The 22149-nt window shown below is 67.4% G+C and carries 20 protein-coding genes; 14 read left to right on the forward strand and 6 right to left on the reverse strand.

Annotation, left to right across the window (positions count from 1 at the left end):
* Window positions 1–264: 264 nt before the first annotated feature.
* From AC6LJ2_RS19540 to AC6LJ2_RS19550, 3 genes are all read right to left on the reverse strand, one after another.
* Window positions 265–1542 carry a TRAP transporter large permease gene (locus tag AC6LJ2_RS19540; protein WP_498151986.1) on the reverse strand — a complete coding sequence of 426 codons (1278 nt, stop codon included), beginning with the start codon at window positions 1540–1542 and terminating at the stop codon, window positions 265–267.
* Window positions 1543–1577: 35 nt separating this feature from the next.
* Window positions 1578–2078 (reverse strand): TRAP transporter small permease, encoded by a 501-nt coding sequence (locus AC6LJ2_RS19545; protein WP_263915523.1) that lies wholly within the window; start codon window positions 2076–2078, stop codon window positions 1578–1580.
* A gap of 238 nt (window positions 2079–2316) precedes the next feature.
* Window positions 2317–3291: a TRAP transporter substrate-binding protein gene (locus AC6LJ2_RS19550; protein WP_263915525.1), complete on the reverse strand. Its 975-nt coding sequence runs from the start codon at window positions 3289–3291 to the stop codon at window positions 2317–2319.
* A gap of 115 nt (window positions 3292–3406) precedes the next feature.
* Here AC6LJ2_RS19550 and AC6LJ2_RS19555 point away from each other — a divergent pair, with 115 nt between their 5' ends.
* From AC6LJ2_RS19555 to AC6LJ2_RS19595, 9 genes are all read left to right on the forward strand, one after another.
* The gene (locus tag AC6LJ2_RS19555; protein WP_445658566.1) at window positions 3407–5938 is read left to right on the forward strand and encodes an ABC transporter permease; all 2532 of its coding nucleotides are present in this window, start codon (window positions 3407–3409) and stop codon (window positions 5936–5938) included.
* Complete coding sequence (locus tag AC6LJ2_RS19560) at window positions 5938–6360, forward strand: globin domain-containing protein (RefSeq protein WP_263915527.1); 423 nt, start codon at window positions 5938–5940, stop codon at window positions 6358–6360. Before AC6LJ2_RS19555 ends, AC6LJ2_RS19560 begins: the two co-directional genes overlap by 1 nt.
* Before the next feature lie 55 nt (window positions 6361–6415).
* Window positions 6416–7081: a 3-deoxy-D-manno-octulosonic acid kinase gene (locus tag AC6LJ2_RS19565; RefSeq protein ID WP_445659140.1), complete on the forward strand. Its 666-nt coding sequence runs from the start codon at window positions 6416–6418 to the stop codon at window positions 7079–7081.
* A gap of 153 nt (window positions 7082–7234) precedes the next feature.
* Window positions 7235–8338: a polyamine ABC transporter substrate-binding protein gene (locus AC6LJ2_RS19570; protein WP_498151987.1), complete on the forward strand. Its 1104-nt coding sequence runs from the start codon at window positions 7235–7237 to the stop codon at window positions 8336–8338.
* Between the two features lie 5 nt (window positions 8339–8343).
* Window positions 8344–9471, forward strand: a complete 1128-nt coding sequence (locus AC6LJ2_RS19575; protein WP_263915531.1) for a polyamine ABC transporter ATP-binding protein — start codon at window positions 8344–8346, stop codon at window positions 9469–9471.
* A complete protein-coding gene (locus tag AC6LJ2_RS19580) occupies window positions 9468–10388 on the forward strand; it encodes an ABC transporter permease subunit (RefSeq protein WP_263915532.1) in 921 nt (306 codons plus the stop codon). Before AC6LJ2_RS19575 ends, AC6LJ2_RS19580 begins: the two co-directional genes overlap by 4 nt.
* The gene (locus tag AC6LJ2_RS19585) at window positions 10385–11194 is read left to right on the forward strand and encodes an ABC transporter permease subunit (protein ID WP_006384055.1); all 810 of its coding nucleotides are present in this window, start codon (window positions 10385–10387) and stop codon (window positions 11192–11194) included. The genes AC6LJ2_RS19580 and AC6LJ2_RS19585 overlap by 4 nt, the downstream gene beginning before the upstream one ends.
* Window positions 11191–11547, forward strand: a complete 357-nt coding sequence (locus tag AC6LJ2_RS19590; RefSeq protein ID WP_263915535.1) for a Spx/MgsR family RNA polymerase-binding regulatory protein — start codon at window positions 11191–11193, stop codon at window positions 11545–11547. Before AC6LJ2_RS19585 ends, AC6LJ2_RS19590 begins: the two co-directional genes overlap by 4 nt.
* A 4-nt stretch (window positions 11548–11551) precedes the next feature.
* Window positions 11552–12277 (forward strand): DNA-3-methyladenine glycosylase, encoded by a 726-nt coding sequence (locus AC6LJ2_RS19595; protein ID WP_263915537.1) that lies wholly within the window; start codon window positions 11552–11554, stop codon window positions 12275–12277.
* 42 nt (window positions 12278–12319) lie between these two features.
* Here the strand turns inward: AC6LJ2_RS19595 and AC6LJ2_RS19600 are convergent, their stop codons facing one another.
* Window positions 12320–13057, reverse strand: coding sequence for a PhoP regulatory network YrbL family protein (locus tag AC6LJ2_RS19600; RefSeq protein ID WP_263915538.1), 738 nt, complete (start codon window positions 13055–13057; stop codon window positions 12320–12322).
* Between the two features lie 159 nt (window positions 13058–13216).
* Between AC6LJ2_RS19600 and AC6LJ2_RS19605 the strand changes: the two genes are divergently transcribed.
* The 5 genes from AC6LJ2_RS19605 to phoU all read left to right on the forward strand — a co-directional run bounded on the left by AC6LJ2_RS19605 (window position 13217) and on the right by phoU (window position 19655).
* A complete protein-coding gene (locus AC6LJ2_RS19605; RefSeq protein WP_263915540.1) occupies window positions 13217–14611 on the forward strand; it encodes a DNA recombination protein RmuC in 1395 nt (464 codons plus the stop codon).
* A 158-nt stretch (window positions 14612–14769) separates the two neighbouring features.
* Window positions 14770–16299, forward strand: coding sequence for an amidase (locus AC6LJ2_RS19610; protein WP_445658571.1), 1530 nt, complete (start codon window positions 14770–14772; stop codon window positions 16297–16299).
* A 74-nt stretch (window positions 16300–16373) separates the two neighbouring features.
* Window positions 16374–18038, forward strand: a complete 1665-nt coding sequence (locus AC6LJ2_RS19615; RefSeq protein WP_498151988.1) for an isovaleryl-CoA dehydrogenase — start codon at window positions 16374–16376, stop codon at window positions 18036–18038.
* Window positions 18039–18079: 41 nt separating this feature from the next.
* The gene (gene rpiA, locus AC6LJ2_RS19620; RefSeq protein ID WP_263915544.1) at window positions 18080–18760 is read left to right on the forward strand and encodes a ribose-5-phosphate isomerase RpiA; all 681 of its coding nucleotides are present in this window, start codon (window positions 18080–18082) and stop codon (window positions 18758–18760) included.
* Between the two features lie 163 nt (window positions 18761–18923).
* On the forward strand, window positions 18924–19655 hold the full coding sequence (phoU, locus tag AC6LJ2_RS19625) for a phosphate signaling complex protein PhoU (RefSeq protein ID WP_025141156.1): 732 nt from the start codon (window positions 18924–18926) through the stop codon (window positions 19653–19655).
* A 92-nt stretch (window positions 19656–19747) separates the two neighbouring features.
* Here phoU and AC6LJ2_RS19630 read toward each other — a convergent pair whose 3' ends face one another.
* Complete coding sequence (locus tag AC6LJ2_RS19630) at window positions 19748–21730, reverse strand: phosphocholine-specific phospholipase C (protein ID WP_263915545.1); 1983 nt, start codon at window positions 21728–21730, stop codon at window positions 19748–19750.
* 132 nt (window positions 21731–21862) lie between these two features.
* On the reverse strand, window positions 21863–22135 hold the full coding sequence (locus AC6LJ2_RS19635) for an oxidative damage protection protein (protein ID WP_263915546.1): 273 nt from the start codon (window positions 22133–22135) through the stop codon (window positions 21863–21865).
* Window positions 22136–22149 lie beyond the last annotated feature (14 nt).

A 22149-nucleotide genomic window follows, 5' to 3' on the forward strand; every position in this document is an offset into this window, starting at 1 on the left:
GATGGCGTCAGAGGTGAGAGACAGGGGTTTAGTCTTCAGAACAGGGTCAGGCACCTAAGGGAGCCGCAGAAACTCACCTGTCTCTCGTGGAATGGTAGCTAACCATCCCAGGGCTCAAGATACAAGGAGGGGCCGAAGGCCCGGACGAAGATGACGAAGGGGAAGTCCGGAGCGAAGGCTCCGGACCGCAATCGTGGGCGCCCACTCCGCATGCCGCCACCGCAAGGGGCGACCTACGAAGCGACCACCGACGCACCCACAACCCTATTTGGAATAAACCAAATCCCGCAACCCCAACGACAACCCAGGCCAATAAGTAATCACAAGAAGGCAAACAATCACCACCCCCACGAACGGCACTAATGGCTTGATCAACCTCTCCAACGGCAACTTGGCCACCGCGCACGCCGCAAAGAGATTCACCCCGAATGGGGGGGTGATCATGCCCAGGGCCAGGTTCACCACCATGATGATGCCGAAGTGCACCGGGTCTACCCCGAACTTCAGCGCCACCGGCAGCAGCAGCGGGGCCAGCACCACGATCGATGCCGACGTTTCGATGAACATGCCGATCACGAACAGTGCCGCGTTCACGCCCATCAGGAACGTGAACTGCGAGTCGAACAGTTGGGAGAGCCAGACCCCCAGCGCGTCCGGGATGCCCGCGCGGTTCAACAGGAAACTGAACACGCCTGCGTTGGCGATCACGAACATGATCACCGCCGTCGAGACCACCGACTTGTGCAGCGTGCCGGACAGTTGCGTGAAGCTCAGGCGACGGTAGATGAATTTTCCCACCACCACCGCATACATCACCGCCACCACCGAGGCTTCCGTCGGTGTGAACACGCCGCCGTAGATGCCGCCCAGGATGATCACCGGCATCATCAGCGCCAGCCAGGCGCGCTTGAAGGCCGGCCACAGCGGCAGGCGGCCTTCGCCGTCGCGCTTGCCCAGGTTGTTGCGCTTGGCATAGAGCCAGACGTAGAACATCAACGCCACGCCGATCAGGATGCCGGGCATCACGCCTGCGATGAACAGCTCGCCGGTCGACGTGTCGGTCGACACCGCGAACAGGATCATCGGGATCGACGGCGGGATGATCACCCCCAGCTCGGCCGCGCTGGCCTGCAATGACGCCGCGAACGGGGCCGGGTAGCCGTGGCGGATCATCGCGGGGATCAGGATCGCGCCCACCGCGAAAGTGGTCGCCACGCTGGAACCGGCGACCGCGGCGAAGATCATGCAGGTCAGCACGCAGGTGCAGGCCAGCCCGCCCTGGATGCCGCCCACCACGCTCTTGGCGAATTCCACCATGCGTTCGGAAATGCCGCCGGCTTCCATCAGGTTGCCGGCCAGGATGAAGAAGGGAATCGCGACCAGCGGGTATTTGTCCAGCGCGGCATATAGCTGCTGGGCCACCACCAGCCAGGGCAGGTTGGCGGCGCCGACGCCGGCCAGGCTGGCCAGGCCGATCGACACGGCGACCGGCACGGACAGCCCGAAGAAAATCAGCATCGAGACAATCATTAATTGGGACATGGCGATATCGTCTGCTTGGATTCGGGGCGGGGGGCTCAGCCTTGCGCGTCGTTGCGCACGGGGACGTCTTCTTCCTCGCCGGCGCACCAGCGGGCCAGCACGGCGATGGCGGCCAGCGTGGCGCCGACCGGAATGGCCGAGTAGATCCAGGAAATCGAGATGTCCAGGCTGGGCACGTTCTGGAAGCGCACGCGGTAGGTCATCTGGCCGCCGATCCAGGCAATGAAGCCCAGGAAGCCGGCGCAGATCAGGCCGATCACGGCCTCCAGCACGCGGCGGCGCATGCCGCCCAGCAGGTTGCGCAGCAGCTCGACGCTGATCATCGCGCCGTGGCGAAAGGCCAGCGCGACGCCCAGCAGCACCGTCCAGATGAGCAGGGCGCGGGTCAGCACCTCGCTCCAGTCGGCGGGCGAGTGCAGCACGAAACGGGCGATGACTTGATAGAAGGCCGCCGCCGCGGCGGCCACCAGGAGAAGTTGGGCGATGACCGACACCAGCTTGAACAGGATGCGGTCGAAGGCGCAGAGCAATCGCATGGAAGTTTCCGGTAGCGAATAACAAAGGGGCAGAGCAGGACAACGCGAGGGGCAAGGCAGGCGGGCACGGCGCAACGGGCGGCGCGAGGTCAGGACAGAAGGACCGGCCGTCGGTCCGGCGTCAGGCCTGCATCGAGACCGCTCCGCAGCGGGGGGCCGACGCGCGCCGCTGTCCGACGCAGGGCCGCTGCCAGGAGGGAACCGGGTCCCCCCGCGGCAGCGGCCCGTGCCGCCGGTTTTACTTGGTGTCGCGGATCGCGTCGATCAGCTTCTTGTCGAACTTCTTGTAGTACTCGGGATAGGCCGGCTCGACGGCGGCGGCGAAGGCGGCGCGGTCGACTTCAGACACTTGCATGCCTTCTTTCTTCAGCTGCTCGACGCCGGTCTTCTCGATGTTGTCCACGTAGGCGCGCATGGCCTGGGCGGATTCCTTGCCGGCCTTGTCGAACTTGGCCTTGTCGTCCGCCGACAGGCCGTCATACACATTGGACGACATCAGCACCAGGGCCGGGCCGTAGACGTGGCCGGTCAGCGACAGGTACTTCTGCATCTGCGACAGCTTGGCCGAGGTGATGACCGACAGCGGGTTCTCCTGGCCGTCGATGGTGCCCTGCTGCAGGGCGGTGGCCACTTCGGGCCAGGCCATGGGGGTGGGCAGGATGCCGATCTGGCGGAACGCCGTGATGTGGATCGGGTTCTCGGTGGTGCGGATCTTCAGGCCCTTGGCGTCTGCCGGCGTCTTGACCGGGCGCACGTTGTTGGTCAGGTGGCGAAAGCCCTGTTCGCCCCAGGCCAGCGCGATGATGCCGCGGCTGGGGAACTTTGCCAGCATATCCTGTCCGATCTTGCTGTCCAGCACGTTACGGGCATGGGGCAGGTCGCGCAGCAGAAAGGGAATGTCGAAGACGCCGGTCTCGGGCACGAAGTTCAGGGTGGCGCCGGTCGAGACGATGGCCAGGTCGATGGTGCCGATCTGCAGGCCTTCGATCACTTCGCGTTCGCCGCCCAGCGCGCTGTTGGCGAATTGCTGTACTTTGTATTTGCCGTTGCTGGAGGCCTCGATGGATTTGGCCAGGGCGTCGGCGCCGGCACCGTAGTGCGACGACGTGGACAGGGCATAGGCCATCTTCAGCGGGGTCTGGGCCGAGGCGGCCAGGGGAACGGCGGCCGCGCAGGCGGCAAGAATCGTGGCCGCGAGCCAGGATTTACGCATTGTCTTCTCCAGGGGTTTGGGTATTTTTGTGTAGCGATAGGTGCGGCGCCGCAAGGCGCTTCGCGCATGATAGCGGGATTCGGCCCCCATTCCGGCCGTTGGTTAACATTGGCAGATGATGGATTTCCCTGATGTCTCGCGGGCCCGGCGCCCCGGTTTCTGGACCACCCTGGCGCTGGGCGCCCGCATGATGATGCGCGACGCCCGCGCCGGCGAGCTGCGGCTGCTGGTGCTGGCCCTGGTGGTGGCGGTGGCGGCGGTGACCAGCGTCGGCTTCCTGGCCGATCGCGTCAGCCGGGCGCTGGAACGCGACGCCGGACAGATGCTGGGGGCGGACCTGGTGCTGGATGCCGACGAGCCGGTGCCGGCGGCCTTCATGGACCAGGCGCGCGAACGCGGGCTGCAGGTGTCCAGCACCTGGCAGTTCCCGTCCATGGTCAGTGCGGGCGACGGCGCCCAGCTGGCCGCGTTGAAGGCGGTCGAACCGGGGTATCCGCTGCGCGGGGCGCTGCGGGTGGCGGATGCGCCGTTCAGCCCGGATGCGCCGACGCGCGAGATCCCGCCCGAGGGGGCGGTCTGGGTGGATGCCCAGGTGCTGTCGCTGCTGGGCCTGAAAGTGGGCGACACCCTTAATGTGGGCGATGCCCACCTGCGCATCGACCGTGTCATCACTTACGAACCCGACCGCGGCATGCAGTTTGTGAACGTCGCGCCGCGGGTGCTGCTGCGCGCCAGCGACCTGCCGGCCACCGGCCTGATCGCGCCGGGCAGCCGTATCGGTTATGCCCTCCTGGCCGCGGGCGAGCCGGACGCCGTGGCGGGGTATTCCACCTGGCTCAACCAGAATCTGAAACGGGGCCAGAAGGTCGCCACGCTGGAATCCGGCCGGCCCGAAGTGCGCCGCACGCTGGATCGGGCGCAGCGCTTCCTGTCGCTGGTGGCGTTGCTGGCGGTGCTGATTTCCGCGGTGGCGGTGGCGCTGGCGGCGGGCCGCTACATGACCCGGCACCGCGACGGCATTGCCGTCATGCGCTGCCTGGGCGCGGTGCAGTCGCAGGTGTCGCGCATGCTGACGCTGGAATTCGCGCTGGTCGGCCTGTTCGCGTCGGCGGCGGGCTGCCTGCTGGGCTATGCCGTGCACCAGGTGCTGGTGATGGTGCTGGCCTCGCTGATCGACACGGCCTTGCCGGCGCCGTCGGCCATCCCCGCCTTGCAAGGGCTGCTGACCGGCCTGCTGCTGTTGCTGGGCTTTGCCTTGCCCGCCCTGGCGCAGTTGCGCCATGTGCCGCCGGCCCGGGTGCTGCGGCGCGACGCGGATTCGATCAGCGCCCGCAGCGCCACCGGCTATGTCGTGGGTGCCGTCGGTTTTGCCTTGCTGATCTGGTGGTTCGCCGGCGATGCCAGGCTGGGCGGCGTGGTGGCGGGCGGGTTCCTGGGCGCGTTCGCCGTGTTCGCGCTGGTCGCCTGGCTGTGCATCCTGGGCCTGGCGCGGCTGCGCGGCCTGGCGGCGGGCCTGCCGGCCCTGCGCTTTGCGCTGGCCGGGGTGGTGCGGCGCCGCGCCGCCACCATCACGCAGGTCTGCGCGCTGGCGGTGGGGCTGATGGCCTTGCTGCTGCTGGCCATGACCCGCACCGACCTGATCCAGGGCTGGCAGCGCACGCTGCCGCCGGATGCGCCGAACCGGTTCCTGATCAATGTGCAGCCCGACCAGCGCCAGGCCGTGACCGACGCGCTGACCCGCGAAGGCCTGGGCGGCATCGTGCTGTCGCCGATGGTGCGGGGCCGGCTGATCGCCGTGAACGGCAAGCCGGTGGGGCCGGACGACTACGAAGAGCCGCGCGCCAAGCGGCTGGTGGATCGCGAATTCAACCTGTCCTATGGCGACGACATGCCGTCGTCCAACCGCATCGAGCAAGGCCGCTGGCTGACGCCGGGGTCGGCCGAGGTGTCGCTGGAATCGGGCCTGGCCAAGACCCTGGGCATCAAGCTGGGCGACAAGATGACCTTCGACGTGGCCGGCCAGCAGGTGGAAGTGGCGGTGTCCAGCACCCGCCGGGTCGATTGGGATACGATGCGCGTCAATTTTTTCGCCATTCTCACGCCCAAGTCCCTGGCCGACATGCCGCAAAGCTGGATCACGTCTTTCTATCTGCCGCCCGACAAGGCGCAGGTGCTGCCCGGCCTGGTGCGGCAGTTTCCCAACCTGACCGTGTTCGACGTCGGCGCCATCCTGCAGCAGTTGCAATCGGTGCTGAACGAGGTCGGGCGGGCGGTGCAACTGCTGTTCCTGTTCACCCTGGCGGCCGGCGTGCTGGTGCTGTCGGCCGCCCTGACCGCCACCCGCGACGAACGCATGCGTGAAGCCGCCGTGCTGCGTGCGCTGGGCGCCACCCGCAGCCAGCTGGCGCGGTCGCAGCGCATCGAATTGTGGGCCGTCGGCGGCCTGGCCGGCCTGTTGGCCGCGGCCGGCGCCACCGTGATCGCTTGGGTTTTATCAACCCAGGTGTTCGATTTCACCATTACCCTCAGCCTCTGGCCCTGGCTGGTCGGGGTCGGCGCGGGTATGCTCGGCGCCTGGGCCGGCGGCGCGCTGGCGCTGCGCGGCGTGCTGCGCACCCCGCCCCTGGTCACCCTGAGAGAAACCTGATGAGTTCCCGCGTGCAGATCATTACCGAACCCGTGGATATTTCCCGCAGCATTTTCGACCTTCTGGGCGGCGAACCCGGCGTGCGCGCCCTGGTCGACCGCTTCTACGACCTGATGGACATCGAGCCCGACCTGAAGGCGCTGCGGGCCGCCCATGGCCCCAGCCTGGACGAGGCCCGCGACAAGCTGTTCTGGTTCCTGTGCGGCTACTTCGGCGGCCCCGACCACTATATCCAGCGCTTCGGCCATCCCCGGCTGCGGGCTCGTCACCTGCCGTTCTCGATCGGTATTGTCGAACGCGATCAATGGGTTGCGTGCATGGGCCGGGCCATGGAGGACGAAGGCATCGAACCCGCGCTGGTCGAACGCCTGTTGCAGTCGTTCTTCGGCGTGGCCGACTGGATGCGCAATCGTGAAGGCTGAGCGGGACGCCTCGGGCGCCCGGCGCCAGGCCTGGCCCGCACCGCTGGCCGGTGCCATGCTCAGCGACGCCCGCCTGGGCGAGTCAGGGCCGGACATCTTCAACCCGTCCCACTATGGCGACCGGGCCCGGCCGGTGGATGCCGGTGGCCGCCAGGCCGCCTGGTTCGTGCAGGGGCAGGGCTGGCAGGGGGTGCTGCGGCGCTACCGCCGCGGCGGCCTCATTGCCAGGATCAGCCGCGACACCTATCTGTGGGCGGGCGAAGACCGCAGCCGCAGCTTCCGCGAATTCCGCTTGCTGGCCGCGATGCGCGCCCAGGGCCTGCCGGTGCCGGCGCCGCTGGCCGCCGCCTACTGGCGCCAGGGGCCCACCTATCGCGCCGCCATCATCGTCGAGCGCATTCCGGGCGTGCGGCCGTTGGCCCAGGCCCTGGCCGAGCCCCTGTGGCAGCCGGTGGCCGAGGCCATCGTGCGGATGCACCGGGCCGGTGTCTGGCATGCCGATTTGAACGCCTTCAACATCCTGATCGGTTCCGATGGCCGGGTCTGGCTGATCGACTTCGACCGCGGCACCCAGGGCGGCCTGTCGGACCGCCAGCGCCAGGGCAACCTGGACCGCCTGCGCCGGTCGCTGGTGAAGGTGGCCGGCGAAGACGGCGAGCGCTTCTGGCTCAAATTGCGCGACAGTTACTGGACCGCCTGGGGCGTGGGCGTGCAGCCGTAAGCCATCGGGCACCCGATACATCGCAATCGGGGCCTAATTGCGGCAAATTCGGCTAAATCTGCCGGTAAAGTTGGTCAGGTCCTTGCTAAAAAGCTTTATGATTTCGCCTTTTGGTACTCCTGTAACTTACGGCGGATAGCTGGGGGGCTGGTAATGAAACTAAGGGCGGGAATGCGCTGGGCGCTAGGCACGATGCTGGTCACGGCAGCCACGTCGGCCGCGGTGGCGCAGAACAAGGTCGTCAACGTCTACAACTGGGCCGAATACACGGCTCCGGACACGATCCCGGGTTTCGAAAAGGAAACCGGCATCAAGGTCCGCTACGACGTCTACGACAGCAACGACACCCTGCAGGCCAAGCTGTTGGCTGGCAAATCGGGTTACGACGTCGTTGTCCCGTCCACGCACTACGCTTCGCGCCAGATCGAGGCCGGCCTGTTCCAGAAGCTGGACAAGTCCAAGATCCCCAACTGGAAGTACCTGGATCCCGACGTGATGGCGCTGGTCGCCTCGGTCGACCCCGGCAATGAGTACGCCGTGCCCTGGGGCTACGGCACCAACGGCCTGGGCTACAACGTCACCAAGGTCAAGCAGATCATGGGCGACAACGTCGACCTGGCCAACTGGGACATGATCTTCAAGCCCGAAAATGCCGCCAAGTTGAAGGAATGCGGCATCTCGATGCTGGACGAGGCCGCGCAGGTATTCCCGGCCGTGCTCAAGTACCTGGGCAAAGATCCCAACAGCACCAGCGCCGACGACTACAAGGCCGCGCTGGACGTGCTGAAACAGATCCGTCCGTACATCCGCCAGTTCAGCTCGTCCGGCTACATCGACGAGCTGGCCGTGGGCGACCTTTGCATGGTCTATGGCTTCTCGGGCGACGTCATGATCGCGCGCAAGCGGGCCCAGGAAGCCAAGAAGTCCTACGAAGTGAACTACTTCATTCCCAAGGGTGGCGCCCCGGCGTGGTTCGACCTGATGGTCATCCCCAAGGACGCCCCGCACCCCGAAGAAGCCCTGGCGTTCATCAACTACATTGAAACGCCCCAGGTGCATGCCGCCATCACCAACACCATGTTCTATCCGAACGCCAACAAAGAGGCGCGCAAGTACGTGGTCAAGGACGTGGCCGACAACCCCATGATCTACCCGTCGCCCGAGGTCTCCAAGACCTTGTACGTCATCAAGGCCCAGCCCCTGAACATCCAACGCCTGCAAACCCGCATGTGGGCCGAGCTCAAGTCCGGACGATAGCCATCATGACCGATAGCCGTTACTCGGCGCAGCATTCGGCTGACCCGGACGAGTTCGTCCGGGTGGCCGATGTGGTGAAGATCTTTGGCGATGTGGTCGCCGTCCGTTCCGTCAATCTTTCGGTCAAGCGCAACGAGATTTTCGCGTTGCTGGGCAGCTCCGGCAGCGGCAAGTCGACCTTGCTGCGGATGCTGGCCGGCTTCGAGGAGGCCACCTCCGGCCAGATCCTGCTCGATGGCGAAGACATCACCAGCGTGCCGCCGTATCGTCGGCCCGTGAACATGATGTTCCAGTCTTACGCGCTGTTCCCGCACATGACGGTCGAGGCCAACGTGGCCTTCGGCCTGAAACAGGAAGGCGTGGATCGCGCCGAAATCCACGACCGCGTGTTCGAGGCGCTGGACCTGGTCCAGATGGCGGGCTATTCGCGCCGCAAGCCCAACCAGCTGTCCGGCGGCCAGCAGCAGCGCGTCGCCCTGGCGCGCAGCCTGGTCAAGCGGCCCAAGCTGCTGCTGCTTGACGAACCCATGTCGGCGCTGGACAAGCAGATCCGCCAGAAGACGCAGATCGAACTGGTCAAGATCCTCGAACAGGTGGGCGTGACCTGCATCATGGTCACGCACGACCAGGAAGAAGCCATGACCATGGCCCACCGCCTGGCCGTCATGACCGACGGCCAGATCGTCCAATGCGGCACGCCGCAAGACGTCTACGCCTTCCCGAACTCGCGTTTCGTCGCCAGCTTCATCGGCTCGACCAACATGTTCACCGGCACCATCGTGGTCGACGAACCTGACCACGTCGCCATCGAAAGCCCCGAGCTGAGCCGGCCGCTGTACGTCAGCCACGGCGTCAGCGAACCCCTGGGCATGGACGTGCACGTTTCCATCCGCCCCGAGCGCATGGTGGTGTCGCGCGAACAGCCCGCAGGCGACTACAACTGGGCCCACGGCATGGTCAGCCACATGGCCTGGATGGGCAGCTACGCGCTCTACCAGATCCGCCTGGATTCCGGCGCGATGGTCGAAGCCAGCGTGCCCAGCCTGCTGCTGGCGCAAATGGACGCCCCGGGCATCGACGAAGAGATCTTCGTCAGCTGGGACGCCGACAGCGCGACGGTGCTGGCGTCATGATCCGCTTTTCGCCCCGCGACTGGCTGCCCTCGGGCCGGGCGCTGGCGGTGGTGCCGCCGTTCGCCTGGCTGGTGCTGTTCCTGCTGGTGCCTTTCCTGCTGGTGTTCAAGATCAGCTTCGCCGAACTCAAGTTCGGCATTCCGCCGTACACGTCGCTGGCGGAATTCAAGGACGAAGCGGTGCAGTTCAGCCTGCACCTGCGCGGCTACATCCTGCTGTTCACCGACAGCCTGTATTTCGCCACCTACCTCAGCTCGGTCAAGATCGCCGCCATCACCACGCTTGCCTGCGTGCTGATCGGCTATCCCATTGCCTACTACATCGCGCGCTCCTCGCCCGGCGTGCGCAACCTGCTGCTGCTGGGCGTGATCCTGCCGTTCTGGACCTCGCTGCTCTTGCGGGTGTATGCCTGGGTCGGCATCCTGCGCAACGACGGCCTCTTGAATAATTTCCTGCAGTGGCTGGGCATCATTTCCAGCCCGCTCGAAATCTACCGGACCGACCTGGCGGTGTACATCGGCATGGTCTACGCCTACCTGCCGTTCTTCATCCTGCCGCTGTACGCCACGCTGGTGAAGATGGACCTGCGCCTGCTGGAGGCCGCCTACGACCTGGGCGCCAAGCCCTGGCAGGCGTTCTGGCAGATTACCGTGCCGCTGTCGCGCCAGGGCGTCATTGCCGGCGCCATGCTGGTGTTCATTCCGGCGGTCGGCGAATACGTCATTCCCGAAATGCTGGGCGGCGCCAACACGCTGATGATGGGCCGGGTCATGTGGAACGAGTTCTTCAACAATACCGACTGGCCGATGGCCTCGGCGGTGACCTGCGTGATGGTGCTGTTGCTGTTGGTGCCCCTGGCGCTGTTCCAGTACAACCAGGTCAAGCAGCAGGAACTGGCAACCGGAGGCCGCAAATGAACGGTCCCAACAAGACTTTGCGCGCCGTCGTGCTGGGGCTGGGCTACTTCTTCCTGTACGTGCCCATCATCAGCCTGATGGTGTTCTCGTTCAACGAATCGCCCGCCGTCACGTCCTGGACCGGCTTCTCGTTCCGCTGGTACCACTCGCTGTTCAACGACGACGCACTGCTGCGCGCGGCCTGGCTGTCGTTCCGCATCGCCGCCATGACGGCCACGGCCGCCGTCATCATCGGCACCTGGGCGGGCTACGTGCTGGGGCGCATGGGGCGGTTCCGCGGTTTCGCGTTGTACGTGGGCATGCTGAGCGCGCCGCTGGTCATCCCTGAAGTGGTGCTGGGCATCTCGCTGCTGTTGATGTTCGTGGAACTGCGCGGCCATCTGGGCTGGCCCGCCGAGAACGGCATCTTCACGATCTGGGTGGGGCACGTGACCCTGTGCATGGCGTTCGTGGCCGTGGTGATCCAGACCCGCATCCGCGACCTGGACCGCTCGCTCGAAGAAGCCGCGCTGGACCTGGGTGCCACGCCCATCACCGTGTTCTTCAAGATCACGCTGCCGCTGATCGCACCGGCGCTGGCGTCGGCGTGGCTGCTGTCGTTCACCCTGTCGCTGGACGACGTCGTGCTGGCGTCGTTCCTGTCCGGCCCCAGTTCCAGCACGCTGCCGATGGAAGTCTTCTCCCGCGTGCGGCTGGGCCTGAAACCCGAGATCAACGCGCTGGCCACCCTGTTCATCCTGGCGGTGGGCACCTGCGTGATCCTGGCCAATCGCATGCAATGGCGCAAGGAGTCCGAACCCAAATGAAGCAAACCACCCTGTATGGCCTGACCAAGTGCAGCACCTGCGTCAAGGCGCGCGAGTGGCTGACCGAACACGGCGTCGACCACGAGTTCATCGACTACCGCGACCATCCCGTGCCTGCCGCCACCCTGAAGGCGTGGTCCGGCAAGGTCGGCGGCTGGGAAAAACTGGTCAACCGCGCTTCCATGACCTGGCGCAATCTGCCCGACGACCGCAAGACGCCCGCCACCGATGCACAATGGACCCAGCTGATCGCCGAGTTCCCCGCGCTGGTGCGCCGCCCGGTCACCGTCACGCCCGATGGCGAAGTCGGCGTCGGCTTCAGCGAAAAGCGTTACGGCGAACGTTTCGCCTGACGCCGTGGCCACCCCGGCCAACCAGGCATCGCGCCGCGCGGGCAACGCGCTGCCCGATGCCTTTTTCAATCGTGACGCCCGCACGCTTGCGCGCGACCTGCTGGGCAAGGTGGTGCGCCACCGCGTCGGCGACCTGTGGCTGTCGGCCCGCATCATCGAGACCGAAGCCTATTACCTGGAAGAAAAAGGCAGCCATGCGTCGCTGGGCTACACGCACAAGCGCCGTGCCCTGTTCATGGACGGGGGCGTGGTCTATATGTACTACGCGCGTGGGGGCGACTCGCTCAATTTCAGCGCGGCGGGGCCCGGCAACGCCGTGCTGATCAAGTCCGCCTACCCCTGGACCGACGCGCTGTCCGGCCCCGACGCGCTGGCCCGCATGCAGCAGTTGAACCCCGATGCCCAAGGACAGCCGCGGCCGCTCGCCAGGCTGTGTGCGGGCCAGACGCTGCTGTGCCGGGCGCTGGGCCTGAAAGTGCCGGACTGGGACGCGCGCCGTTTCGATCCGCACGCGCTCTATGTGGAAGACGTGGGCGAGGCGCCGCCGGCGCTGATCAGCACCACCCGGTTGGGCATTCCGCCGGGGCGCGACGAACACCTGGAATACCGCTACGTCGACCCGGCCTATGCGGCCTTCTGCACCCGCAACCCGTTGCGCCGGGGGCAGGTGGCGGGGCGCGACTATCAATGGGTGGATCGGGAGGGGGCGCTGCTGCCGCACGCGCCCTGAACGGCGAGCGCCTCCCGGCGCCGGACGGTTCGAGAGGGGCCGTCAGGCCTGCGCTTGCGATTGATCCTGGCTGGCCGCCCGCAAGGCGGCTTCACGAGCCCGCCGTGCCATGGCGGCGCGCATGTCGGCGTATTTGCGCTGGATGCGCTTGCGGTTCAGCCGCTTGCTCCAGGCATACACCGGCACCAGCGGCAGCACGCCGAAGCCGTCGATCAGGAACAGCCCCGACTTGCCGTCCGCATTCTGGCCACAGGCGATGTTGCTGGCCGACAGATCGTGCAGCACGACGTGGGCATCGGCCAGGTCTTCGATGAATTCGTCCAGTTGCGCGGACAGATCCGCATCCATCTTGCCCTGGCGGGCCAGGTCGGCCACCGTGGGGGCGATATTGCCCTGGCCGTCGGTGATCTTTTCGACCAGCAGGCCCAGGCCCAGCGTGGTCTGGGCCACGCCCAGGATGCGGGCCATCGGCACCTGCCACACGCCCGACGGTCGGGTGGTGGTGGTGACGTATTCCGTGATTTCGTTCAGGTAGACGCGGTAGGCGCTTTCACGCTGGTATTGCTTGTACCAACGCTTGAAGGGACGTGCGTCCAGGTAGACGGCGCGCGCCTGCATGTCCATCACCTTCACCAGCAGCGAAGGGGCATGGGGATGCTGGAAGATGTGTCGGTCGCCGCCGATGGCGACGGGCGTCTCGTCATTGAGGTTCAATGGACCGAAGACGGAGCCGAAGTCGACGGCGGCCGGACAGGATGGGGGAAGATCAGCGGTATTCAACTCTTTTTAAGGTTCTTATATATGTTGTTAACAGTTTAATGCTCTTGCTTGCCATTGGTCTTGCGGGGCGCCCGCCAAGTCGTTTCGGATAGCTACAGCAACAGGGATGCGGCCCTATAATTTCGGACGGCCGCCGTGGGCGCGGCGTAGGGGTTTGCCTTGTCGAATGACGTTCTGCTTTGGATTGCCGCCGGCGGCGCGGTGCTGGCCAGCCTGGCCGCGCTGATGGCGTGGCTGTCGCGTCCCAGCCACGATGTCAGACTGGATGCGCTGCTGGACGGCCTGGAGCGCACCGAACGGGCCCTGCGCGCCGATATCGCCGAGGGCCAGCGCGGCTTGCGCACCGAATTTGCGGAATCCACCCGCGCGCTGCGCCAGGAATTGGCGCAATCCCACGGCGACCTGCGCGCCGCGCTGACCCGCGACGCCCAGGCCGCCCGCGCCGAATCGGCCGAGTCCCTGGGCCGTTTCGCCACGGGTTTCAGTGAGCAATTGCAGGGGCTGATCCAGATCAACGAGCGTCGCCTGATGGAAGTGCGCACGACGGTAGACGAGCGCCTGCAAGCGTTGCAGGCAGACAACAGTACCAAGCTCGATGAGATGCGTCGCACGGTGGACGAAAAGCTCCATGCCACCCTGGAACAGCGCCTGGGCGAGTCGTTCAAGCAGGTGTCCGACCGCCTGGAAGCCGTGCACAAGGGCCTGGGCGAAATGCAGGCACTGGCCGCCGGCGTGGGCGACCTCAAGCGGGTGCTGACCAACGTCAAGTCGCGCGGCACGTGGGGCGAAGTGCAGCTGGCGCGGCTGATCGAAGACAACATGACGCCCGAGCAGTACGCCAGCAACATCAAGCCGGTGCCGGGCAGCGACGCGGTGGTGGAATTCGCCATCCGCCTGCCGGGCCGCGGCGACGGCGGCGCGCCGGTCTGGCTGCCCATCGATGCCAAGTTTCCCAAGGAAGAATACGAACGCCTGATGGATGCGCAGGACGCCGCCGACGTCGAGGGAGTCAAGGCCGCGGGCGCCGCGCTGGGCAAGGCGGTCGAGGTGCAGGCGCGCCTGATCGCGTCCAAGTACGTGGCGCCGCCGCACACCACCGATTTCGCCATCATGTTCCTGCCCACCGAAAGCCTGTATGCCGAAGTGCTGCGGCGCCCGGGGTTGCTGGATCGCCTGCATGACCTGCGCATCAACGTCGCCGGGCCCAGCAACCTGGCCGCGCTGCTCAACAGTCTGCAGATGGGCTTTCGCACGCTGGCCATCGAGCAGCGTTCGTCCGAGGTCTGGCAGGTGCTGCGCGCGGTCAAGACGGAATTCGGCAAGTTCGGCGATGCGCTGGCCGGCGTCAAGAAGACGCTGGACACCGCCAGCAGCAAGATCGGTCAGACCGAAGTGCGCACCCGCGCCATGCTGCGCAACCTGAAAAGCGTCGAGGCGCTGCCGGAAGCGGATGCGCTGCGCCTGCTGGGTAGCGAAGGTAGCGACGACGCGGATGCCGAAGCGGCGGGCGACGCCGAGACCGACGGCGTCCCCCCGCCACCCGCCGCGAACTGATTCCGCAAGTCGGGCGCAACGGGTCCGACTTCGTCCGCAAACGCAGCGCGCGGCCCGCGGCTGCCCGATCCGGCCCCGTCCGCGCTTGTGACCGGGGCGGTCTGTCGATATCCTCATCATTGCGGCAATTCGCCGTCGATATCTGGAGCATCGTAAGCATGGGCACCGCTGACCGACTTGATTCCTCTTCCTTCGACGCGATGGCGCTGGGCGCCGATATCGCCCAGGGGGCCACGACAGCGCTTGCCGCGATGCAGCAAGCCGTGGAAAGGGTGGCGGCGCGCAACCCCACGATCAACGCCGCCTGCGGAGTGCAGGCCGAACTGGGGCTGGACCTGGCCAAGTCGCTCGACCAGGAATTGGCCAGCCTGACTTCCCCGCAACGACTGGCGCTGCTGCGCGAACGCCCCTTCCTGGGCGTGCCTACCTTGCTCAAGGACCTGGGCACCGCCGCGCTGGGCCTGCCCAGCACGATGGGGTCGGTGCTGTATGGCAAGGTCGAATGGTCGGTCGACGCCAACATCGTCAAGCGCTACCGCCGCGCCGGCCTCATTCCGTTCGGCCGTACCACCAGCGCTGAACTCGGCTTGAGCCCCACCACCGAATCGCCGGTCTACGGCGCGCCCACCCAGAACCCCTGGAAGACCGGACACAGCGCCGGCGGCTCCAGCGGCGGCGCGGGCGCGGCGCTGGCCAGCGGCATGGTGCGCATTGCGCACGGCAGCGACGGCGGCGGCTCCATCCGCATTCCGGCGTCGTGTTGCGGCGTGCTGGGCCTGAAACCCTCGCGCGGCATGATGCCGCTGGGTCCGCTCAAGGGCGAAGGCTGGGGCGGCCTGGCCACCGAACACATGATGACCCTGTCGGTGCGCGATTGCGCCGCCTCGCTCGATATCAGCGCCGGGGCTGACGTGGGCGCGCCGTATGCGTCGCCTGCCAAGCCGCTGCACACCTACCTGGACATCGTCTCGCGCGTGGCTGCCGACCCGCACGGCGCGCCGCGCCGCCGCATCGCCTATCTCAGCACCACCTACGAAGGCGCGGCGATCGACCCTGAAGTCGCGGCCGCGGTCGAAGAGGCAGCCCGCTTCTTCGCCGGCCTGGGCCATGAACTCGTCACGGCCGCGCCGCCCGTGGGATCGGAAGAAGTGCTGTCGCCCATGCTGCCCCTGATCGCCAGCGCCGCGGCCAACGCCATCGACAGTTTCGTCGCCGTCCGCAACCGCCGGCTGGCCGCCGACGAGCTGCAGCCGACCACGCTGGGGGCGCGCGAGTATGCGCGCGCCATTTCGGGCGCGCAGTACGTGGCCTGCGTGGATACCTGCCACGAGATCACGCGGCGCATCGGTCGCTTCCTGCATCGCGAGGGCGCGCAGGGCCACGACCTGTTCCTGTCACCCGTGCTGGCCCAGTTGCCTGCGCCCATCGGCCGCTACGCCATGGACAACGCCGACTACCTGGCCTACCGTCTGGGCAAGAAGGGCGTGATCGGCTATTCGCCGTTTGCGCCTTTGGCCAACCTGACCGGCATGCCGGCCATTTCCATTCCCTTCGGCCTGTCCGCCGACGGCCTGCCCATCGGCATCCAGGTCATGGGCCCGCTGGGCAGCGAGGCCTGGCTGCTGGAATTGGCTGCCCAGGTCGAAGCCCTGCGGCCGTGGCAGCGGGTGGCGCCCATCGCCCGATAGGCTGGGGCGCGCCGGGCAGGGCAACGCCGCGCGCCCGTCACGCGCGGCGCATCAACGCATCGCCGGGAGCCAGCATGACTTCGTTCGCGACCCATACCGTTCTGAACCAGGTTCCGCCCCTGGAAGACTATTCGTTGTACGAGACCGACCCGGCCTTGCGCGAGGCCCTCGTTCGCGAGGGCGCCGGGGCCTGGGCCGGCGACCTGGCCGCGCATGGGGCCTGGCTGGGCCGCGCCCAGACGCTGGCCGCGGGTGCCGAGGCCAACCGCTGCCCGCCGCGGCTGCTGGCCTACGACCGCGGCGGCCACCGCATCGACCATGTGGAATTCCATCCGGCCTGGCAACTGCTGATGGGCGGTATCGCCGCCCGCGGCCTGCATAGCCGGGCCTGGGCGCAGCCGGTGCCTGGCGCCCAGGTGGCGCGCGCGGCGGCTTACCTGATGCAGGGCCAGGTCGAGGCCGGCACGCTGTGCCCCACCACCATGACCTTCGCCGCTGTGCCGCTGCTGCAGCGCGAACCGGCCGGCGTGGTCGATTACGGCGGCGACTGGCTGCCGGTGCTGTTCTCGCGCGAATTCGATGGCGCCGACGCGCCGCTGGCCGGCAAGCGCGGCGCCTTGATCGGGATGGGACTGACCGAGAAGCAGGGCGGGTCGGATCTGCGTGCCGTCACCACGCGGGCCGAACCCCTGGGCCCGGCCGGCCGCGGCTGCGCGTATCGCATCGTGGGGCATAAATGGTTCTTCTCGGTGCCGCAGGCCGACGCCCACCTGGTGCTGGCCCAGACGGACGCGGGCCTCAGCTGCTTTTTCGTGCCGCGCTGGATACCGGGCGGCCCGCGCAATGCCGTCCGCATCCGGCGCCTGAAGGACAAGCTGGGCAATCACAGCAATGCCAGCGCCGAGGTCGAATTCGAGGACGCCTGGGGCGCCATGGTGGGCGAACCCGGCCGCGGGCTGGCGGTGCTGCTGGAAATGGCGGCCACCACCCGGCTCGATTGCGTGCTGGGCAGCGCCGCGCTGCTGCGCCAGGCCGTGGTGCAGTCGCTGCACCACGCGGGCCATCGCCAGGCTTTCGGCAAGCCGCTGCTGGCGCAGCCACTGATGCGCAATGTGCTGGCCGACCTGGCGCTGGAATCCGAGGCCGCGCAGGCGCTGGCGTTGCGGTTGGCGCGGGCGGTGGACGAACGCGGCGACGCCGGCGCGCGCGCCTTGGCGCGGGTGGGCACGCCGGCCGCCAAGCTGTGGGTATGCAAGCGGGCGATCGCGGCGGTCGCCGAATGCATGGAAGCCTGGGGCGGCAACGGCTACGTCGAAGAGGGGCCGATGCCGCGCCTGTACCGCGAAACCCCGGTCAATTCCATCTGGGAAGGCTCGGGCAACGTGATGGCACTGGACGTGCTGCGGGCCTTGCAGCGCGAACCCGAGGCGTTGCCGGCGCTCGAAAGCGAACTCGCGCCCGCCACCGGCCAGTACCGCGAATTCGATGCCGCGCTGGCGGCCTGGCGCGGGCTGCTGGCGGACCCGGCGCAGGCCGAGTTCCAGGCCCGCCGCATCGCTTGCGGACTGGCGCGGTTGTGGCAGGCCGCCCTGCTGATCCGGCACGCGCCACAGGCCGTGGCGCAGGGCTTTGTCGTCAACCGGCTCGGGGCCCTGGGCGGCGTCTTCGGCGAGCTGGAAGGGGGCACCGATGTCGCGGAGATCCTGGCGCGCGCCTGGCCGGCCGCGGCCGCATGCTAAATTTCCCCGCTCTACTCACCTGAACCGCATTTTTTCCTGCCATGCTCACCCAGCAAGAACTCAAGCAGCAAGCCGCCGACGCGGCCCTGGAACTCGTTGAACAGGTCGCCGGCCCCGATGTCATCATCGGCGTGGGCACCGGCTCCACGGCCGATCTCTTCATTGACGGCCTGGCGCGCTTCAAGGGCCGTATCGGGGGCACGGTCGCCAGTTCCGAGCGCAGCGCGGCGCGCCTGGCGGGTCATGGCCTGAAGGTGCTGGACCTGAACGACGTGACCTCCATGCCCCTGTATGTGGATGGCGCCGACGAAATCGACGCCAACCTGCACATGATCAAGGGCGGCGGCGGCGCGCAGACGCGCGAAAAGATCGTGGCCTCGGTGGCCGAGCGCTTTGTCTGCATCGTCGACGAATCCAAGCTGGTGCAGGTGCTGGGCAAGTTCCCGCTGCCGATCGAAGTCATACCCATGGCGCGTGAAGCCGTGGCCCGCGCCATGGTTGCGCTGGGCGGCCAGCCGCGCCTGCGCGAGGGTTTCGTCACCGATAACGGCAACGTCATCCTGGACGTGGCCGGCCTGTCGATCACCGACGCGCCGGGCCTGGAAGCCCGCGTCAACAACCTGGCCGGTGTCGTGACCTGCGGCCTGTTCGCCATCGCCGGCGCCGACGTGGCGCTGCTGGCCACGCAAGACGGCATCCGCCGCCTGGACCGCCGCGCCTGAGGCCCCGGCCGCCGGCCCCGCGCCCGTGCGCTTGCCGGGGGCGGGGCCGCGATTCATAATCCTGTCACACTTGGGTCATAACCTTGCCGGTTGTGCAGGCCCATCTCGAGAAACTCTTTCATATCGGGGCAATGCAATGAGATCAACCACGCAGGGAGCCCGGATGACGGAGCATACAAACAAGCAGTTCGACGCTGATCTGGAAAGCGTCCGTTCGCAGTTCTTGCAAATGGGCGGCGTGGTCGAAGCCATGATCCAGGAGGCCATCGACGCGCTGGCCAGCGGCGATCTGACGCTGGTTGAAAAGGTGCGCGAGCGCGAAAAGGAAGTCAATCGCCACGAAGTGGAGATCGACGAAAGCATCAGCCGCATCCTGGCCCGCCACCAGCCCACCGCCATCGACCTGCGCATGCTGATGGCCGTGTCCAAGATGCTGACCGACATGGAACGCTCGGGCGACGAGGCCGAGAAAGTGGCCACCGTGGCCCGCCGTATCCACGAAGCCGACATGCCGCACATTCCGGTGATCGAATTGCGCCACATGGCCTCCAACGTGCGCACCATGCTGCACCAGGCCCTGGACGCCTTTGCCCGCCTCGACCCGATCCTGGCTGCCGCCGTGGTGCGCAGCGACAAGGAAGTCGACAAGGAATGGAAGGGCGCGCTGCGCCACCTGATCACCTACATGATCGAAGACCCGCGCACCATCTCGCGCGCCATCGACATGATCTTCATCGCCCGCGCGCTCGAGCGCATTGGCGACCATGCCAAGAACATGTCCGAACGCGTGATCTACATGGTCAAGGGCGCCGACGTGCGCCACACGGGCGTGAAGAACACCGAGCGCCTGGCGCGCGGCGAAGAAGACACGCCCGCCGAATCGCAGGATTCCTGATCCGCGGCGGCATCCAGCCGCATGCCGGTGAGGCAACAGAAAACCCCAAGCGCGCTGGCGTCTTGGGGTTTTTTTATTCGGGGGCGTTGAGCCTACAGGCTGGCAGCGGCCGCCGACGGCAGCGCCGCGCCCTGGCACAGCCGCGGGTCGGGCACGCCGGACTTGCCCGCGTTGATCCGTCCGGCCAGGCGGCGGCCGAAGGCGGGCAGCGCCTGCGCGGTGACTTCCAGGTCGTACCAGCCTTCGCACCCGGCATATTTCAGCTCCAGCGAGCCCCCGGCCTGCACGTGGACCATGGCGCGCCAGCCGTCGCCCATGTGCGATTCGATCATGGCTGGATGGGGGGTGTCGCCGTGGTTGATCAGGCGCAGGCGCAGCCCCGAACTGACCGGCACCAGCTGCGCTTCCAGCAGGCCGGCATCGCGAGCGTCGCCGCGGAACTGGCGGTGAAAGCCGTCCGGACCCAGCAGCCAGAGATCGTAGGCGCCCTGCGCGTCCAGGCGCCAGCCGTCGTCCAGGCGCGCGCCGGCGCCGAGGGTGTAGCGGCGTGGGGCGCGGTCCAATGCCAGGCGGTCGTACACGTGCAGCACGGCACCGGCAGTGCCTGGGTTGCGGAAGGTCAGGCGATAGTGTTCGCCGTCGGCCGTCATGCGGCCCACGGCCTCCAGCGCGTAGGGCAGGGCGCAGGCGTGGCGGATGCTGTCGGCGTGCAGCGAACCGCGGTCGCCCGCGAAGTCGAAGGCCGACGTCAGGTCACCCGCCACGGCGCGGCGCCAGGCGCTGATATTGGGTTCGGGCACGCCGAAGCGGGCCTCCAGGAAGCGGATCACCGACGTATGGTCGAACACCTGCGAATTGACCCAGCCGCCCCGGCTCCAGGGCGACACCACCAGCATCGGCACGCGCGGGCCCATGCCGAAGGCGCGGCCGTGCAGGGCGGGAGGATCGTCCGGGGTACCGGCGCTGGGGCCATGGCGGGCGTCGTGGTATTCGCCGTCCAGTTCCACCGTCGACAAGCCGCCCGAGTGGCTGCCTGCCCGGCCGCCCAGGGGGCGGGCCGGCGGCGCAGGCGGCGGCATGTGGTCGAAAAAGCAGTCGTTTTCGTCGTAGGTGACCAGGAACACGCAGCCGCTCCAGACGGCAGGGTTGCGCGTCAGGATATCCAGCACCCGTTCGGTGTAGGCGCCGCCCTGGCGGGGTGACGAGACTTCCGGGTGCTCGGAATCGGCGGTGGGGGCGATGATCCACGACACCTGCGGCAGCGTCCCCTGGTCCACGTCGCGGGCCAGGTCGTCCAGGGTATGGGTCGACAGGGCGCGGTCGCGCAACGGGGCCTGCGCGGCCGCGCTGGCGTGCTGGCGGCGGTACTGCCGAAAGCCCGCCAGCGGATTGTCGTGGAAGTTGTCCGCCATGTCCTGGTAGATGCGCCAGTCGATGCCGGCGGCCTGCAGGCGTTCGGGGTAGGTCGTCCAGCCGTAGCCCTGGTCGGCCGGGCCCAGGCGGTCGAACGTGTTGACCAGCGCGGGGCCGCCCGCGCGCCCCAGCGGATCGTTGGTGCCGGTCCACAGGAACAGCCGGTTCGGATTGGTGCCGGCATGAATCGCGCAGTGGTAGGCATCGCACACGGTGAAGGCGTTGGCCAGCGCGGTCTGGAACGGCACCTCGTCGGGGCGGTAGGCGCCCAGGCCCAGGCGGCTCTTGGCGGCCAGCCATTGGTCCATGCGGCCATCGTTCCAGGCGCGCTGGGCGTCGTCCCAGGTATGCGGGGTGATGTAGCCCACCGGCGTGTGGCTGGCGTAGTCGGCGTGCAGCGCGTAGGGGCGCAGGGTCTGGCGGCCGTGGACCTGGGTCAGTACGTTGCCGCTGGCCGTGGGCACCCGATGCGGGTCGGCCAGCCCGCGCACGCCCGGCAGCGCGCCGAAATAGTGGTCGAAGGACCGGTTTTCCTGCATCAGGATGACGACATGCCGCACGTCGTCGAGCGTGCCGCGCTTGCGGTCGGGGGCGATACCCAACGCACGCCGGATGGCCGGGGGCAGGTCGGGCGTGGCGACGGAACTCGGTTCTTCGTTCATGACAGCATTAATACGGCCTGCGATATCGGAATCTTAAGGCCAGTGCGGGGCGGGGCGGGGCGGGCCGCCAAAACGCGAAGCCCCTCGCGGGCGAGGGGCTTCACAGGCTTGCCGCGAGAGGCGGCGCCGGATTCAGGCCGAGGGCGGGACGTAGCCCTGGGCTTCGACGCTGCCGTCTTCGAACAGGAAGCGTTCCATCTGCTGCTGCAGGTACTTGCGGGCGCGGGCGTCGGCCAGGTTCAGGCGGTTTTCGTTGACCAGGCGCGTCTGCACCTGCTTCCACTCTTCCCAAGCTTCCTTGGAAATGCTCTGCCAGATACGGGTGCCGAGTTCGCCGGGGTAGGGCGGAAAATCCAGCCCTTCGGCTTCACGCTTCAATTTCACACAGTTGACGATACGGGCCATGGTTCGCTGCCGGA

This window comes from Achromobacter sp. 1014246743 (assembly GCF_059760725.1).

Coding starts and splice junctions, on each gene's coding strand:
- rpiA (WP_263915544.1), top strand. CDS start 18,080: ATGCTCACCCAGCAAGAACTCAAGCAGCAAGCCGCCGACGCGGCCCTG.
- AC6LJ2_RS19555 (WP_445658566.1), top strand. CDS start 3,407: ATGATGGATTTCCCTGATGTCTCGCGGGCCCGGCGCCCCGGTTTCTGG.
- AC6LJ2_RS19630 (WP_263915545.1), bottom strand. CDS start 21,730: ATGAACGAAGAACCGAGTTCCGTCGCCACGCCCGACCTGCCCCCGGCC.
- AC6LJ2_RS19575 (WP_263915531.1), top strand. CDS start 8,344: ATGACCGATAGCCGTTACTCGGCGCAGCATTCGGCTGACCCGGACGAG.
- AC6LJ2_RS19615 (WP_498151988.1), top strand. CDS start 16,374: ATGACTTCGTTCGCGACCCATACCGTTCTGAACCAGGTTCCGCCCCTG.
- AC6LJ2_RS19550 (WP_263915525.1), bottom strand. CDS start 3,291: ATGCGTAAATCCTGGCTCGCGGCCACGATTCTTGCCGCCTGCGCGGCC.
- AC6LJ2_RS19565 (WP_445659140.1), top strand. CDS start 6,416: ATGCTCAGCGACGCCCGCCTGGGCGAGTCAGGGCCGGACATCTTCAAC.
- AC6LJ2_RS19570 (WP_498151987.1), top strand. CDS start 7,235: ATGAAACTAAGGGCGGGAATGCGCTGGGCGCTAGGCACGATGCTGGTC.
- AC6LJ2_RS19590 (WP_263915535.1), top strand. CDS start 11,191: ATGAAGCAAACCACCCTGTATGGCCTGACCAAGTGCAGCACCTGCGTC.
- AC6LJ2_RS19610 (WP_445658571.1), top strand. CDS start 14,770: ATGGGCACCGCTGACCGACTTGATTCCTCTTCCTTCGACGCGATGGCG.
- AC6LJ2_RS19635 (WP_263915546.1), bottom strand. CDS start 22,135: ATGGCCCGTATCGTCAACTGTGTGAAATTGAAGCGTGAAGCCGAAGGG.
- AC6LJ2_RS19540 (WP_498151986.1), bottom strand. CDS start 1,542: ATGTCCCAATTAATGATTGTCTCGATGCTGATTTTCTTCGGGCTGTCC.
- phoU (WP_025141156.1), top strand. CDS start 18,924: ATGACGGAGCATACAAACAAGCAGTTCGACGCTGATCTGGAAAGCGTC.
- AC6LJ2_RS19585 (WP_006384055.1), top strand. CDS start 10,385: ATGAACGGTCCCAACAAGACTTTGCGCGCCGTCGTGCTGGGGCTGGGC.
- AC6LJ2_RS19580 (WP_263915532.1), top strand. CDS start 9,468: ATGATCCGCTTTTCGCCCCGCGACTGGCTGCCCTCGGGCCGGGCGCTG.
- AC6LJ2_RS19545 (WP_263915523.1), bottom strand. CDS start 2,078: ATGCGATTGCTCTGCGCCTTCGACCGCATCCTGTTCAAGCTGGTGTCG.
- AC6LJ2_RS19560 (WP_263915527.1), top strand. CDS start 5,938: ATGAGTTCCCGCGTGCAGATCATTACCGAACCCGTGGATATTTCCCGC.